General features: G+C 45.4%; 15 protein-coding genes. 4 read left to right on the top strand and 11 right to left on the bottom strand.

What is annotated here, in order from left to right; genetic code table 11:
- Window positions 1–77: 77 nt before the first annotated feature.
- Window positions 78–719: a tRNA (guanosine(46)-N7)-methyltransferase TrmB gene (trmB, locus tag AZ46_RS11710; RefSeq protein ID WP_029278934.1), complete on the bottom strand. Its 642-nt coding sequence runs from the start codon at window positions 717–719 to the stop codon at window positions 78–80.
- Between the two features lie 627 nt (window positions 720–1,346).
- Between trmB and AZ46_RS11715 the strand changes: the two genes are divergently transcribed.
- Window positions 1,347–1,625 carry a YtzH-like family protein gene (locus AZ46_RS11715; RefSeq protein ID WP_029278932.1) on the top strand — a complete coding sequence of 93 codons (279 nt, stop codon included), beginning with the start codon at window positions 1,347–1,349 and terminating at the stop codon, window positions 1,623–1,625.
- Here the strand turns inward: AZ46_RS11715 and AZ46_RS11720 are convergent.
- From AZ46_RS11720 to thpR, 7 genes are all read right to left on the bottom strand, one after another.
- Window positions 1,622–2,422: a phosphotransferase family protein gene (locus tag AZ46_RS11720; protein WP_029278930.1), complete on the bottom strand. Its 801-nt coding sequence runs from the start codon at window positions 2,420–2,422 to the stop codon at window positions 1,622–1,624. The genes AZ46_RS11715 and AZ46_RS11720 overlap by 4 nt on opposite strands.
- Window positions 2,423–2,612: 190 nt before the next feature.
- Window positions 2,613–4,745: a type I pullulanase gene (gene pulA / locus AZ46_RS11725; RefSeq protein ID WP_029278928.1), complete on the bottom strand. Its 2,133-nt coding sequence runs from the start codon at window positions 4,743–4,745 to the stop codon at window positions 2,613–2,615.
- 74 nt (window positions 4,746–4,819) lie between these two features.
- Window positions 4,820–5,737: a diacylglycerol/lipid kinase family protein gene (locus AZ46_RS11730; RefSeq protein WP_051865458.1), complete on the bottom strand. Its 918-nt coding sequence runs from the start codon at window positions 5,735–5,737 to the stop codon at window positions 4,820–4,822.
- A gap of 126 nt (window positions 5,738–5,863) precedes the next feature.
- Window positions 5,864–6,784 (bottom strand): NERD domain-containing protein, encoded by a 921-nt coding sequence (locus tag AZ46_RS11735; protein WP_029278924.1) that lies wholly within the window; start codon window positions 6,782–6,784, stop codon window positions 5,864–5,866.
- Between the two features lie 31 nt (window positions 6,785–6,815).
- Window positions 6,816–7,502: an LrgB family protein gene (locus AZ46_RS11740; RefSeq protein ID WP_029278922.1), complete on the bottom strand. Its 687-nt coding sequence runs from the start codon at window positions 7,500–7,502 to the stop codon at window positions 6,816–6,818.
- The gene (locus AZ46_RS11745; protein WP_029278921.1) at window positions 7,502–7,885 is read right to left on the bottom strand and encodes a CidA/LrgA family protein; all 384 of its coding nucleotides are present in this window, start codon (window positions 7,883–7,885) and stop codon (window positions 7,502–7,504) included. Before AZ46_RS11745 ends, AZ46_RS11740 begins: the two co-directional genes overlap by 1 nt.
- Before the next feature lie 46 nt (window positions 7,886–7,931).
- Window positions 7,932–8,480, bottom strand: coding sequence for an RNA 2',3'-cyclic phosphodiesterase (gene thpR, locus AZ46_RS11750; protein WP_029278918.1), 549 nt, complete (start codon window positions 8,478–8,480; stop codon window positions 7,932–7,934).
- A gap of 199 nt (window positions 8,481–8,679) precedes the next feature.
- On the opposite strand from thpR, the gene cysK reads away from it, so the two are divergent.
- A complete protein-coding gene (gene cysK / locus AZ46_RS11755) occupies window positions 8,680–9,612 on the top strand; it encodes a cysteine synthase A (protein WP_029278916.1) in 933 nt (310 codons plus the stop codon).
- A 26-nt stretch (window positions 9,613–9,638) separates the two neighbouring features.
- Here cysK and AZ46_RS11760 read toward each other — a convergent pair whose 3' ends face one another.
- Together AZ46_RS11760 and pepV are read right to left on the bottom strand one after the other, a co-directional pair.
- Window positions 9,639–10,817 (bottom strand): MFS transporter, encoded by a 1,179-nt coding sequence (locus AZ46_RS11760; protein ID WP_029278914.1) that lies wholly within the window; start codon window positions 10,815–10,817, stop codon window positions 9,639–9,641.
- A gap of 114 nt (window positions 10,818–10,931) precedes the next feature.
- Window positions 10,932–12,326: a dipeptidase PepV gene (gene pepV, locus AZ46_RS11765; RefSeq protein ID WP_029278912.1), complete on the bottom strand. Its 1,395-nt coding sequence runs from the start codon at window positions 12,324–12,326 to the stop codon at window positions 10,932–10,934.
- A gap of 337 nt (window positions 12,327–12,663) precedes the next feature.
- Between pepV and AZ46_RS11770 the strand changes: the two genes are divergently transcribed.
- Window positions 12,664–13,965, top strand: coding sequence for an NCS2 family permease (locus tag AZ46_RS11770; protein ID WP_029278910.1), 1,302 nt, complete (start codon window positions 12,664–12,666; stop codon window positions 13,963–13,965).
- 314 nt (window positions 13,966–14,279) lie between these two features.
- Entirely contained in the window at window positions 14,280–14,504 is a 225-nt protein-coding gene (locus AZ46_RS11775) for a DeoR family transcriptional regulator (RefSeq protein ID WP_029278908.1), read from the top strand.
- Window positions 14,505–14,591: 87 nt separating this feature from the next.
- Here AZ46_RS11775 and AZ46_RS11780 read toward each other — a convergent pair whose 3' ends face one another.
- Window positions 14,592–15,317, bottom strand: a complete 726-nt coding sequence (locus AZ46_RS11780) for a pseudouridine synthase (RefSeq protein ID WP_029278906.1) — start codon at window positions 15,315–15,317, stop codon at window positions 14,592–14,594.
- Between the last annotated feature and the right edge of the window lie 36 nt (window positions 15,318–15,353).

Here is a 15,353-nt window from a genome sequence, read left to right on the forward strand (position 1 = left end):
TTTTATCCCCTCCTCCTCCATCATACCAAAAACAGGAGACAGCGGGCATTAAAAAAGCCCAGGATTGATCTCCTGAGCTACTTTCTGAATTTCACTTCCGAGCGGTAGATCCGCTGGCCTTTATTTGAAAATTTTTCTTCGTATTCAGTCATAATGTTGCCCTCAAACTCACTGCTGTGCAGGTCAAGGCTTACAAAAGTCAGAAGCAGGCCGTATTCTGAAAAGCTTCTAAGCGAATATTCAAACAGCCCCTGATTATCTGTTTTAAAGTGAATTTCTCCCTCTTCCACCAGAATATCCTGGTATCTTTTCAAAAAGGTTTTGTACGTCAGTCTCCGCTTTTCATGCCTTGTTTTTGGCCAAGGATCAGAAAAATTCAGGTAAACTCTGTCCACTTCACCTTCTGCAAAAAGGTCTGTCAGGTCTTCAGCGTTTTCATTAAGCAGGAAAAGGTTTTCACACTCTGATTCAACCGCTTTTTGAAGGGCTGCGACAATAACGCTTTGAGATAATTCAATCCCGATATAGTTAATATCAGGGTTTGCTTTTGCCATTCCTGTTACGAACTGGCCTTTGCCTGTTCCCACTTCAATATGGATAGGATTTTCGTTTCCAAAAAGCTTGCTCCACTTTCCTCTTTGTTCTTTAGGATTCTGTATTGCAATATGTGAATGCCCGGCAATGTAGTCATTTGCCCAAGGCTTGTTTCGCTGTCGCATCAAGCACACCTCTGTCCATGTAATGTCGGATAAAAGGGTATCACGAAACGGTCCTGGGTGCAAGAAAATCTGGTGGACTGATTAACAGAATTTGTGAGAAAAGTCCGTGCAATTGTGCCGGCATATATTGTGCAGCAGCAGTGATCATAATGGCACCACTTGTTTTATATTCATCAGGGTTTTGTGGCATCACTCCGCTTAATGCTGCCACTTTTCATATTCTCAACAGCCTCTTTGTGGCACCACTCCGCCAAGTGACGCCACTTTTCACTTTCTCAACAGCCTCTTTGTGGCACCACTCCGCCTAATGACGCCACTTCTCTCATTCCCAACAGCCTCTTTATGGCATCACTCCGCCCAGTGACGCCACTTCTAACATTTTAACCAGCCTCTTGTGGCACCTCTCCGCCTAGTGACGCCAATTTTCACTTTCTCCACAGACTCTTTGTTGCACCTCTCCACCCAGTGACACCACTTCTCACATTCCCATCGGCCTTTCGCGGCGCAACCTTCGAATCCACAAAACCAAAAAACAGCCGGCTCCCCGCGGAACCGGCTGCATACGGGCGGAATGAAAACAGCGTCTCCTGCGCAAATTAAGAGAAGAATTTGCAAAGGAGGCTTTTTATGCCGCTTAAATACGAGAATCAAGTTGAGTTGTTAAAGGATATTCTGTCAGAGCACCAGAGTGACTGCTGCGGAACGGTTGCTGAATGCGAGCAGCTTGAGCGCGTGGTGAAATCTTTAATGGTTCATGCTGATGTGCATCAGGATTTAAAGGGTGTCCTGCAATCGATTTATTCGTACAGCCAGGACGGAAAAAATTCCCCTGAACTGAATTCATATATTACGTCTCAGCAAAATGTGCTGTCACAATGGATCAGCGACATTGATTCGTTTTCTTAATCTGCGCTGATTTTTGTGATCATTTGGCGCAGATAGCTGTGCCATTCGTTGGTTTCTTTTTCGTTGTGCTTGGCACGGTACCAAAGAGTGTAGGTAATCGTTTGCGCAAGCACATACCAGAACATTCTGGCCCTAAGCTGATCGTTAAGCTGAAGTCCGTAAGTAGAGAGCCAGCTGTCCCAGTCTTTTTCGTCAATGTACCAGTAAAGCAGCATGCCGATATCGATTGCCGGGTCTGCTATCAGCGCGCCGTCCCAGTCAATCAGATAGAGCTGGTTCTCGCTTGAGAGCAGCCAATTGTTATGATTGACATCGCAGTGGCAGACCACTTTTTCGGCACAATCCACATATGGCAGGTTTTCTTCAAGATAGTGAAGGGCCTGCAGCACTTCAGGGAGATAGAAATTTTCAAACTCAACCGTTTGCTTTAAGTCCTCTAATATCAAGGATGGAGTAAGAGGCTGCTTTCCAAGACGTTTCAGCATATCAAGCAGTTCTTTTGAATGATGGATCTTATGCAGCAGTTCCGCTACGTTTTCCCCGTTCATATCATTCGGCTTCAGTTCACGGCCGCTGAGCCAGTGCTGTGCTGTAATCACATCGCCATTTTCCAGTCTCTTTGTCCATACAAGCTTAGGAACAATTCCTTCTGCAGACAGAACGGCCAAGAATGGAGAACTATTTCGTTTTAAGAACAATTTTTGTCCTTCTCGCTGTGCAAAATAGGCATCGCCTGTTGCTCCGCCAGCAGGAGATAGCTCCCACTCGCTGCCTAGTAGTTGTTCCAACCAGTTCACCTTCAATTTCAACCCAACATTTCATTTATAAGTTTGGAATAGGAAAAGAAAGCATGCGCTTTTCCTGTCATTCGTCATCATTTCAGTCAATTAAAAAAGACAGCTAGTTTGATGAATCAAACAGATACAAGTAGCCATCCTTTTAAATTTTATCGTTTCCAGGCGAATTTAGTCAAGAAAAACCGAAAAGCTACTTTTGAAACAAGACCAAAGTGCCGATTTCATTTGCTGTGATCTGTGAGTCTGCCTTCTGATCATGGTGATTTTTATGCATCGATGGACTTGATGCGATTTCCCATTCTCCTCCTGCAGGGAGCGGAATGACCGCACCGTTTCGATGGCTGCAGTGGATGACCGCAATGTGTCTCCATGGACCATAATCTTTTACGTCCATTAATGCATATGCGTATACTCCGCCATCATTTTTGAGTACCCGGTAATGTCTGCTGATTTCATCAGAAGCTGCAAACCGGAAGGCGCCGTGGGATTTTCTTAAGGCAATAAGGTGCTTGACGTACTTGACATCTTCAGCGTATTTCTCCCGTTCATTCCAGTCGAGCTGATTGATGTCATCAGGTGATTTATAGCTGTTTTCAACGCCTTTTTTCGTCCGGTAAAATTCCTGGCCGCTGTGGAAAAACGGGATGCCCTGCGCAAGGATGACCATTCCGGCAGCAAGTTTTTGCCTCATCCGTCTGTCTTCATGCGCCTCATGAGGATTTGAAACCTCCATTTTATCCCAAAGCGTATGATTGTCATGGGATTCCACATAATTAATGGATTGTGCCGGCGACGTGAAATGGGCAATCGAACCTGTCATGACTCTTGCCAGCAAATCAGGGTTTGATGTATGCCCGAAAATAAATCCTTTGTCGTAAAGGTTAAATGTGCTCCCTTTGATGACATCCCTGAACTGGTCATTGAAAAAAGAGATGCCCGGCATTTTCCCTGCGTTTGCAATAATCGCTTTTTTTTCATAGGCAAGCGGGGTGTTTAAGTCCCATCCTTCTCCCAAAATAAGAAGATCCGGCTTAATCCTCATACATGATGCATGAACTTCATTCATCGTTTCAACATCTAAAATACCCATCAAATCAAAACGGAAACCATCAACATCATATTCGCTCAGCCAATAGGAAACAGAATCCACAATAAATTTGCGGGCCATTTTCCTTTCTGATGCGATATCATTTCCGACACCTGTTCCATCTGACGGAAGTCCGTTGTGATCGTGACGGAAATAATACCCCTGTACAATTTTTTCAAAAGAAGAGGTCTCCCGGATATAGACGTGGTTGTACACGACATCCATAATCACTCTGATTCCGCTTTCATGAATAGACTGAATGGCGCTCTTTAATTCTCTTATTCGTTCGGCAGGGTCATCAGGTTTCGCGGAATAGCTTCCCTCCGGCGCATTAAAGTGCAGAGGATTGTATCCCCAGTTATACTCCGCGGATGTGTCCTGTTCGTCCACGCCTTCAAAATCGTTAAAAGGCAAAAGCTCCAGATGGGTCACACCAAGCTCCTGCAAATAAGAAAGACCAGACGATAATCCGCCTGCTGTTTTCGTCTCTTTTTCATTGAAGGCTGCGTATTTTCCCTTTTGCTTTATGCCGCTGTCCGGATGGATGCTGAAATCGCGTATATGAGCCTCATATATAATGGCATCGGTCAATTTTTCAAAAGGTTGAGGTTTTTTCCTTAAGACGGCTGTTTTTTTCAGATCTGTTATGACACCGTACTCTCCGTTTATGGAAACCGCTTTTGCATAAGGATCGACAGCTTCGTTCCAGATCAGGTTCACACAGACAAGATACGTATAGAAAACGCTGTCAAAATTACCTTGAAGCTCTATCATCCATATTCCTTTTTCTCCAAGGGTCATAGGCATCGTTTCGATTTTATTTACATCCGGAAAAAGAAGCTTTACTTTCACCTCTATCGCAGTAGGAGCCCAGACCTTTAATACTGTGGATTCCTCCCCGCATACTGCACCCAGGTCATTTTCTCCGTAGTAAAAATAGTCATCAAATAAATCCGTTCTGATGACAGCCCCCATCTGCAGATCGGTTTTACGGTTCAGGTCATCACAAATTTCGTACAGTTTTCCGAATGGCTTAACGGACGGGTCAAACCTGCATTGAATCTTTACTCTGTTTTCAATCGTCTCGATCCGTTCACACTTGAGCTCTGTCCGGGTCTCCCCGTCAAGCAGATAGAACGTCCTCTTTCCGTCTCCCTGCATTTCTGCAGGAATTAAAATGGTGATTAAGTTCATTTCGTCAAGGTATGCATGATATGCACGTTGTACCGTTAGCATGTTGATTCACCTGCCTGCAATAGTTGTTTCTTCATCACACCAGTATACCCATGTGGACACGTCTTGATATTTATTCAGATATAATACTTTATGCTTTTCGGCCTTAATGTGACTGTAACAGGTGTTTCGCCTAAATATTCTCCGTCTGCATGCACCATGACAGAAACGGGGCCTGATATCGTGATTTCATGGCCCTCCATCATGCAAACTTCTTTCAGCCCTTTATGTCTGCCTGCAAAAACAAGTCCAAACAGAAGCAGCAGTTTTCCCCTGGATAATCCGTGGACAACGGTGACATTCAGCAATCCGTCATCAGGCCTTGCATCAGGAGAGATTTTCATTCCTCCCCCGTAAAACGGATGGTTGCTGACTGCAGCAAGCCAGACCTTCTCAAAAACCTTTTCTTCGCCGTCAATCGTTACAGAGAGAGGACCGGGCTGGTAAGTGAAAAGACCTTTCATAAGAGCAAGAGTGTACACAAAGGAGCCTGCACCCGCTCTATTCAGGACCTTTTTCCACTGCATCTCATTGGAAAGCTTCGCAACGTAGGCGTCGAAGCCGGCACCAATGCTGTTCACAAACAGCCGGTCTGCTTTCCCGGCCCTGCAGCAGCCCAAATCATAGCTTTTAGCCTGTCTATTCAGTCTTGTGAGAATAGAGCTTTTCCCTTTTGAGCCGCCGTATCCCTTCATAAAATCATTGCCCGACCCTGATGGCACATAACCGATCTGTATATGGTCAAATCCGCTGAGCCCGTTTACAATTTCGTGAATCGTTCCGTCTCCGCCAATGCCTATCACCGTTTTCAGCCGGTAATCATGTATGGATGCAATTTGCCTGGCAAGTACTTCTGCATGTCCGGCGTAATCCGTCATAAAAGACCGGTACTCCATGTTTTTCTTTTCCATTTCTTCTTTCATTTTCTTCCAGACACGCAAAGACCGTCCGTTTCCCGCAACGGGATTTATAATAAAGTATATGCTGTTTTCCATCGTCAGCCCCATTATCTTCAAGTGGAATAGGAATACCTTAAGAGATATTCCGAGTCTAGTAAAATTATAGCTTTTTTCTTAGATGAAGTGGGTGTAATTGGGTAAAAAAATACGCCAAAAGGCGCATTAGTCATTTCTTCTGAACGATTCGATCACACAATTAGCCAGGAGCACACCTGCTGCCTTCAGCTGATCATGCTTCATCGGCATTGAATGATGGACGTGAGGGTACATCCACTGACTGTATGCCCTCTTATCCGCAACTGTGAGATCATAAGGAGCCTCTGGGTATTCTACAAAGCCCTCTTTGCATACAAGTGCTTTTTTCACTTTTAATCCAATCTCTTTTTCTTTTAAAAGCTGCTTTACAAGGGCTGCTGTCCGGCTGAGGCTGATCATCGGCGAGAGTAGACTTGATTCATCTTTTTCTCCCGGGTTTTTACGCCAGAACCTTTCTGCGGATCCCATATATACGTCATGGCGGCCGCCTTCAAGAAAGTGAATGCACGTGATTTCCCCCGGACTTATTAAAATCGTGTCGAGGGCAATGGATGTATTTTTCACCCTGAGGACCGGAGCATACATGATCAGATGCTGATCCGGAAGCTTTTGCAGAAGTTCCTGCAGATTGTGGTCATCCGAGAGAGACGGATCTGCAAATGATCTGTCCCTAATGGTTGACGTTGCCCATTTCAGCTGGAAATGAAAGACACGCTTCATAAACATTTCCTTCAGCTCATCAAGCGAGCCGGGGGTGGCATGGAAGCTCAGCTCAGGTGAATCCATATTTGCTTCAGGATAGGTGACAGATGGGCCGGACCTTTCCTTGTTAAGCCTGTAACTCCGTATCCGTGTCAGCGAACCCTCCCCATTTTCCGTCCTTTCCATTTGCTCTTTTTTAACAAAATGGTGAAATTCATTCTTTTCAAAAGCTTCCTTCAGCATGAGCCACTGCTGTTTTTTCACACGCAGAAACCGGCTCTGATAGCGGTACAGATCCATTTCATATCTGGATATGCACGCATGAACTTTTATTAATTGAGCCACTTTATGTAAACTCCTTCCGAAACATTCAAACTCACAGAACGTGTAAAAGAAACGGAACCAATAACGGACACAGAACAGCCGTAAAAATGGCGCACAGCGTCATGGAAATGGAACTGACAGCTCCTTCAAGCTCTCCCATTTCAAGAGCCCTCGCTGTACCCGTTCCGTGTGATGCCGCACCAAGTCCGATTCCTTTTGCAACGGGATGGCTAATGCCAAAAGCTTTCAAAAGAGACGGACCGAAAACAGCCCCCGACATGCCTGCTATAACCACATATATGGCCGCAAGCGCAGGGATTCCTCCCAGTATTTCTGAAATATCCATTGCAACGGGATTTGTGACCGATTTAGGAGCGAGCGACAGGATCATCTCCCGGTCTACATGAAATAATGCTGCTAGGCCGGCCCCGCTTACTATTCCGATAATGCTTCCCGTAAGCACGCTTGTAAAGACGGTCCACGCATACCTCTTCATCACATGTCTGTTTTCATACAGCGGATAAGCAAGTGCGACTACTGCAGGGCCTAAAAGAGCATCAATCCACTTTCCGCCAGTCATATACTCAGCATACTCGGTATCTGTGAGAAGGAAAAGCACAATTAAGAGAAAAGTGCTCGTTGAGATCGGCACTAATAGAGGAAAGGGGTATTTTTTATAAACCTCTCTCATAAGGGCGTATACGATTACCGTAAGGACAATATAGAAGATCACAGCCATTATAGGTTTTTCCCCTCTCCTTCATTTGCCGTTTTTCTGGTGCTCATCCACTGGCTTACAAAAGCGGCTGAAAGCATGACGAGAGCTGTGCTGAAAAGAGCAATCAGCGCACTGATCAGGCCTCTTCCCGCAAACAGGTCAAAATGGTCCATCAGCCCGACCGTTGCAGGAACGAAAAGCAAGGCCAAATGTTTAAGCAAAAAGGAGCTTCCTTCCTTTAACAGCGGCAGTTTTATGAGTTTGAAGGACAAGCAGAAAAATAAAAGAAACATGCCGATAATGCTGCCCGGCATGGACAAGTTGAAAAATTGCTGAATGGCTGTTCCGGCAAAATAAAAAAGAAATAATCCGGCAAGCTGAATAACAATACGTATAAATTTCATAGTTTCCCCGCTAAGCGTAAAAGAGTCTTATTTATCTTATTGGGCATCAGCGCAATAAGACAGTGTCAATTGTATGGTACTTGGGGACCTCCCCAAGCTTGGTCTGAAACAGATTGATTTTTGAAACCTGAAAGGCTGACACCGGATGACCCGGAAGCATCCCTTCCTGAAAGTCTTCATCTGCCGCCCATTTCCGCGCAATCGTGATATGAGGGGCAAATGGACGTTCATCTAGTGCGAAACCGTGTTTCCGGCACACGGAGTATACCGTTTCCCTCACCTTTTCTAGCGGCTCTGATTTTTCCGTACCCGCCCAGAAAATCCGGGGAGCCTGTTTTCTCCCAAATGTGCCGAAGCCACTGATTGACAGGTGAAATGAAGGAAACTCGCCAAGAGCTGTGTGCAGTTCCTTCATGACGGCCTGCAGTTGATCAGCGGAATCAGGATGCCCCAAAAAAGCGAGCGTCAAATGATAATCCAGAGGATGAACCCAGGACTTAAACAGCTTCTTCATCCCTTCTGTTTTTGCAGTCAGCATTTCCGCTTCATTCTGAGGGACAGATATTCCAATAAAATAATGGGTTTGTGTTGTCATAACGGTTCCTTTCCCGTCTGTTTGCTAAGAGTATGGCTCTGCTCGTAAGCTTCCATGCAAAAACTGTGCAGACACTTTTTTCATTTTATCAAAGTCTGCGGGAAGAATAGAACCAAAGCGCCTCGCTTCATGAAAATCGATTGCTGGGAAGGCAAACAGAGGATATGCTATTATATCAACTAAAGGAGCTGAAATAATCATGCGTGTTGTAGAAAATGTGGCAGATTTAATTGGCCATACACCTCTTTTAAAATTAAACCGCCTGAATCCAAAAGACGGGGCTGCGGTTTACCTTAAGCTTGAGTTCTTCAATCCAAGCGGCAGTGTAAAAGACAGAGCTGCTTTTAATATGATTGTCGAGGCCGAAAAGCAAGGCCTGTTAAACGAACATTCAACGATTATCGAGCCAACGTCAGGGAATACAGGCATTGGACTTGCCATGAATGCGGCAGCAAGAGGATACAAAGCCATTCTTGTTATGCCTGATACGATGACACAGGAGCGCATCAATCTGCTTAAAGCTTACGGTGCAGAAGTTGTGCTTACACCCGGCGACGAAAAAATGCCCGGTGCTATAAAAAAGGCAAACGAGCTAGCAGAGGAAATCCCTGACAGCTTTGTTCCCATGCAGTTTGAAAACGAAGCAAATGCTGATGCCCACCGCAAAACAACGGCACCCGAGATTATTGCCGCAATGGATGAGATCGGGAAAAAGCTTACTGCATTCGTTGCAACGGCAGGCACCGGCGGGACCATTACAGGCACCGGCGAAACACTCAAAGAGCATTATCCGGATCTGACCGTGCATGTTGTAGAGCCGGCCGGGTCCCCGGTCCTTTCAGGAGGAAAGCCAGGCAAGCATAAGCTTGTCGGCACAAGCCCCGGATTTATTCCCGACATTTTAAATCAGGATGTTTACGATGAAATTTTTAAAATACAGGACGCTGAAGCGTACGACATCACACGCAGACTTGCTGCGGAAGAAGGAATCCTTGTCGGTCCTTCCTCAGGGGCAGCCTGCTTTGCCGCCCTTGAAGTTGCCAAACGCCTGACACCGGATGATGTTGTTGTCTGCATCGCATGCGATACAGGTGAACGGTATTTATCAAGCGATGTATTCAGAGAAGAATAGGTCTTAAGAAAAAGAGCTGCTCCGGATTAAACCGGAACAGCTCTTTTTTGATTCAGCTTCATCACACAAAGGATGACAAGCGCAATAAGGGACATCGTTCCAAAGAATAAATACACATGAAGAATCGAATACCCTTCAAGGATAAGGCCCCCAAAAAACGTGCAAAACCAGTTTCCCAGCCCGTTGCCGACAGATGAATACAGAGAAATCGCCGTTGCCCCTACAGAAACAGGAGCAAGCTCTCTCACATACTGGAGGGCAGCAGGAATGAACAATCCAACAGAAAACCCTTGTGCAATCGTTGTGGCATACACAACCCCAAGTGGCGGTTCAAAGAAATACAGGAACCATCTGAGACATGAAATGCATGTTGCCATAACCAGGATGTTCATCATGCCGAGGCGCCTGATCCAGCTGCTTGCAAACTTCATAAACGGGGCTTCACTGCCCGCCGCAAGTAAAAATGCAATGCCGATACCGGTCAGCCCGCCGCCAAGATCAGCGACAAAAATACCGAAATAAATATTATTGGCAAGAATAGGGCCGAGAACAAGAAATGCTATAAATAGAAACAGAAAATACCTTGGAACATTCGCAAGTTCTTTTATGCCGTCACGGATGCTGATCTGCATCGTTCTGCTTTCATTCGGCAGCTGAGCTGCAAAGAAAATGGCCAGAAACAGCACGAGTGCAAAAGAATAAAAAATCACGTGAAGAGAATAGTGTTCAGACAGCTGGCCGACAGCCATGACAGCAACTGCAAAACCAACAGCTCCCCACAGCCTGATGGAACCGTATTCCGTTTTGGTCTTGTGGACATAATTCATTGAAATGCTGTCGGATAAAGGAATCAGAGCACTCTGAACAACCGCCAGCAGCAGAGCAATCACAATCAGCCAGAAATAGCCGTCAAGAAGTGAGAATACAATCCCAAACAGTCCGGCAAGCGTCAAAGCGACGGTCAGTAAAACAGTCGGTTTCTGCGTGATGTCACTTAATACCCCCCACAGCGGCTGAACTAAAATCATAACAACCGGGCTGATGCTCATAATGATTCCAATCTGGCTTCCTGAAAGTCCCACACTGTCCTTTAAATAAACTGGCAATAAAGGAAACAGAGAACCTATGGCAAAAAACATGAGAAAATAAAACGAACAGAACGAAACCCGCGTCATGCGGTGTTCTCTTTGAAGAGAATAATCCAAACCAGCAGCCTTCTTTCCCCACCTGTCATTTGATTGCTAAAAACCGCTCCCGGAAAAGGGAGCGGCTAAAAGCTTCTTCAAACATCCTACCACATGAAAAGCGTTTCGTTAATCTTATTTTGCCAGTTCATAAATGGCCTGGGCATAAATGGCCGTTGCCTTCAGAAGATCATCGATGATGACATATTCATCCTTTTGATGGGCAACATCCGGTCTTCCAGGAAACATCGGGCCGAAAGCTACACCGGCTTTAAGTGACCTGGCATACGTTCCTCCCCCTATGGCAATCAGTTCAGGCTTCTCGCCAGTCTGCTCCTCATAAACCTTTTTAAGCATTTGAATGAGTTCATGCTCTGCTTCTACATAATGCGGCTTTGAGTCGCTGAAGGAGGTAAGGTGAAAATCAGTAATCGATTTGAGTCCTTCTTCAATCCTTTCCGAATCTGCTGTAACAGGGTAGCGGATATTTACCCCAAGCTCTCCGCCATCTTTGATGTCATATGACATGATGCCGAGATTGACTGTCAATTCTCCGCTTACTTCGTCTTCACATTGAATGCCGATTTTCTCGCCTCTCGTATCATTGCTGAAAAAGGCGGTCATCTGCCTCACAAAAACCTTTCCATTATGATCAAGCTCGGCTTCAGCAAGGAAAAGCCCAAGCAAAAGACCTGCGTTTTTGCCTGTATGCGGAAGACTTCCGTGAGCGGAAATTCCTTCAGCAGTTAATTTGAGGGTGCCATTCTCCTCTGAAACACTGCCTTTGATCTCATACTGGGACAGGTAGCTGCTGTATTTTTCGGAGAGGGGTTTTGCATCCTCTGTCTGAACGATCGCTTCGGCAAAATCCGGCACCATGTTAAAACGTCTTCCTGACTTGAAAGAAAGAAGCTTTGGTCCATTTTTGCTGATGCTCGCTTTATCAAAATGGAAAGAAAGCTTTGCATCAATAATTCCCTTTTCGGCATTTATGATTGGGAAATCTGCATCTGGAGCAAAACCGAGGGCAGGCATTTCTTCATGTTTGAAGTAGTGCTCCACACAGCCCCAGTCACTTTCTTCATCTGTTCCAAGAATCATCCGGACCCGCTTGTTCAGTGGAAGCCCAAGATCCTTCACAATCTTCATGGCATAATAAGCTGCCATAGTCGGGCCTTTATCATCAATCGCCCCGCGCGCGTAAATTTTCCCGTCACGGATTTCTGCTCCGAAAGGATCGCTGCTCCAGCCGTCCCCTTCAGGTACAACATCGACATGACAGAGTATGCCTACAATTTCATCTCCCTGTCCCATTTCAAGGTGTCCGGCGTATCCGTCGAGGTTTTTGGCCGTAAACCCGTCTTTTTCTCCCTTTTGGAGCATGTGAGTTAAAGCTTTATGTATGCCTTTTCCAAATGGAGCGCCTTCTGTTTTTGATTTCTCATCAAGCACACTCTTAATCCGCAAAAATTCCTGAGTATCTTCAGTAAATTGATCTTTTCTCTTCAGTACTTCCTGCATCCATTCCATTTGCATACCTCTTTTCATGATCATTTTCATCGTACCTCTACTTAGTTAAGATACCAAAGGATGCAAACATAAGAAAGCGCTGCACGGAGAAACTAAGCTTAAACAAAAAACAAAAACTCTTGCAAATCAGCCTAAAAACGAATAATATAATAAATGTTTTGTGAAAACGTTCGTTTATCAAGTGCACTTATCACTCATTCTGCTTCTGCTGCCGATAGACAGCGCATAAAAAGGCAGATGCCGATTATTCAACAGCGGTCCCAGTATTCAAGGGACCTTTCTCATGACAGCAGCTGAAGCCAGGCTGCGCGACAGATTACAAATTGGAGGCTTACTTATGTTTAAACTGAAAGAACATCAAACAACGGTGCGCACAGAGGCACTTGCAGGAATTACAACATTCCTGACGATGGTTTACATCGTGGTTGTCAACCCGATCATTCTTGCAGATGCAGGCGTTCCATTCGACCAGGTGTTTACAGCCACCATCATTGCGGCCATTGTCGGAACGCTGTGGATGGCGCTTGCTGCAAATTACCCGATTGCCATTGCACCCGGAATGGGTCTCAACGCTTACTTCGCCTACTCGGTTGTCGGCGGCCATCAGGTCAGCTACCAAGTTGCCTTTGCCTCTGTTTTTGTGGCGGGCCTCATTTTCCTGATTTTATCGCTGACGCCTTTTCGCAAAAAACTGATTGAAGCCATACCGGCTAACCTGAAATACGGAATCACAGCGGGAATCGGGCTGTTTATCGCCTTCATCGGCCTCAGACTGACAGGCATTGTAACAGACCATCCTGAAAATCTTGTGACGCTTGGTGATCTCTCTTCACCTCCTGTCATCCTTGCTCTGATCGGGCTTGCTGTTTCCCTGCTTCTTATGAGCCTGAATGTTCACGGTGCCCTGTTCTTTGGGATGATCATTACTGGAATTATCGCCTATTTCACCGGAGAACTTTCATTTGAAAATGGTTTTGTCTCTGTACCGAGCCTGCCTGAAGGATTTATGGTCCTGAACCCGGCCGATGCCATTGGACAGGTGATTTCAAATGGCCTTTACGCCGTTGTTTTCTCATTCCTTTTGGTTACAATCTTTGATACAACAGGAACAATGATCGGCGTTGCCCAGCAGGCCGGTCTTATGAAGGGAAATGAACTGCCGAATGCACGCAAAGCCCTTCTTGCCGACTCTGCTGCAACGACTGTAGGCGCTATGTTCGGCACAAGTCCGACGACTGCCTACATTGAATCCTCTGCAGGCGTTGCCGCCGGAGGACGAACAGGACTCACTACATTGACCGTTGCCGTCCTGTTCGGGCTTACCGCATTTTTCAGCCCGCTTGTAGGAGCTGTTTCAGGCATAGCAGCCATCACAGCTCCTGCCCTGATTATCGTAGGAAGCTTAATGATGGGCAACATTGCGAAAATTAACTGGAACGAACTCGACGAAGCTTTCCCGGCCTTCCTTGTCATTATTGCAATGCCGCTCACATCAAGCATTGCAACAGGCATAGCGCTCGGCTTCATCTCCTACCCGCTTATGAAAATAGCAAAAGGAAAATGGAGAGATGTTCACCTGTTCGTTTATATCTTTGCCGTTCTGTTCTTCATTCAGCTCGTGTTCCTCGGGGGACATTAAAAGCCGCTCATAAAACACTTCAAAAGCATCCATACTAGATATGGGTGCTTTTTTATACACATAAAAATGTCATACTATTCAGAATTAATCACATATAGTAAAATAAGAAATATAGAACCAATCAGCTTGTAACAAGATTAAAACTATGTAAAAATTTTGTTAATTCTAGCTTTTCGCTGGTATGATGATGTCGAAATCGTGTAAAATATTGTTGTAGCGTTCATAAATTAAATTAGTACAGTAACATCTGCAGTAGGGGACATCGTAGGTTGCAGTAGGCTATGCCATACGATCAAATGATAAGGAGTGGTTTTTTGAAACCTTCAACAAACCGTATGCTAACTCGTATCAAATCTGTCTACATGTTTATCCATGAAAGAGGTACTGTTACAACTCAGCAGCTTGTCGACGAATTTGGTATTACACCGAGAACCATTCAAAGAGATTTAAATGTGTTAGCGTATAATGACCTCGTTCGGAGCCCAAGCAGAGGCAAATGGACAATTACACAGAAGAAGGTTAGAAAAATGTCTTCCTAGAAAGCCGCTGATTCCGGAAAAAATTTTAAAATTGCATACATAAGAAAACCAGTCTGCCCTTTTGGCGACTGGTTTTTTTCTTCGCATTTACAGTTCTATGGCCTCAGCATTCCTCAGAGCTTCCACTTCTTCGTCCGTCAGCTCTCTGTATTCTCCGAGTTCAAGACTCTCATCCAGATGAAGCGGGCCCATGCTGATGCGCTGCAGATAGGCTACTTTTTTGCCGACTGCCTCAAACATCCGTTTTACTTGGTGGAATTTTCCTTCAGTGATTGTGATATGAATCTCTGACCGTTCTCCTGCTTCGATGATCTCAAGGCGGGCAGGCTTTGTGACATACCCGTCATCAAGCTCTACACCTTCTTTGAAAGCAGACGCATCTTCTTCTGTGACGTGTCCCTCAATTTTCGCATAGTACGTTTTTGGCACGTGCTTTTTAGGAGAAAGCAGCTGATGTGACAGCTGGCCGTCGTTTGTAAGGAGCGAAAGCCCCTCTGTGTCTTTATCAAGACGTCCTACAGGAAATGGCTTGTAGACGGCATCGTTCATTTCAAGCAGATCAATAACCGTTTTCTGGACAGAATCCTCTGTGGCCGACAGGAAGCCGGCCGGTTTGTTCAGCATCAGGTAAATGTGCTCTTTATATTCGACTGTTTCACCGTGTACTGTCACGGCCTGAACCGCTGGGTCAACATGTGTTTTGGCATCCTTGATGATCTTGCCGTCAGCCTTTACAGCACCTGTCTTCAGAAGCTGCTTTACTTCTTTTCTGCTTCCGTACCCTATGTTTGAAAGTAATTTATCGATTCTCATGTTACGACCTGCCTTTTGCGGTAAAGTTTAAAATTG

The sequence above is a fragment of the Metabacillus indicus LMG 22858 genome, assembly GCF_000708755.2.
Lineage (GTDB): Bacteria > Bacillota > Bacilli > Bacillales > Bacillaceae > Bacillus_P > Bacillus_P indicus.

Coding starts and splice junctions, on each gene's coding strand:
- AZ46_RS11770 (WP_029278910.1), top strand. CDS start 12,664: ATGTTTAAACTGAAAGAACATCAAACAACGGTGCGCACAGAGGCACTT.
- pepV (WP_029278912.1), bottom strand. CDS start 12,326: ATGGAATGGATGCAGGAAGTACTGAAGAGAAAAGATCAATTTACTGAA.
- AZ46_RS11740 (WP_029278922.1), bottom strand. CDS start 7,502: ATGGCTGTGATCTTCTATATTGTCCTTACGGTAATCGTATACGCCCTT.
- AZ46_RS11730 (WP_051865458.1), bottom strand. CDS start 5,737: ATGGAAAACAGCATATACTTTATTATAAATCCCGTTGCGGGAAACGGA.
- AZ46_RS11715 (WP_029278932.1), top strand. CDS start 1,347: ATGCCGCTTAAATACGAGAATCAAGTTGAGTTGTTAAAGGATATTCTG.
- AZ46_RS11780 (WP_029278906.1), bottom strand. CDS start 15,317: ATGAGAATCGATAAATTACTTTCAAACATAGGGTACGGAAGCAGAAAA.
- pulA (WP_029278928.1), bottom strand. CDS start 4,745: ATGCTAACGGTACAACGTGCATATCATGCATACCTTGACGAAATGAAC.
- AZ46_RS11745 (WP_029278921.1), bottom strand. CDS start 7,885: ATGAAATTTATACGTATTGTTATTCAGCTTGCCGGATTATTTCTTTTT.
- cysK (WP_029278916.1), top strand. CDS start 8,680: ATGCGTGTTGTAGAAAATGTGGCAGATTTAATTGGCCATACACCTCTT.
- trmB (WP_029278934.1), bottom strand. CDS start 719: ATGCGACAGCGAAACAAGCCTTGGGCAAATGACTACATTGCCGGGCAT.
- thpR (WP_029278918.1), bottom strand. CDS start 8,480: ATGACAACACAAACCCATTATTTTATTGGAATATCTGTCCCTCAGAAT.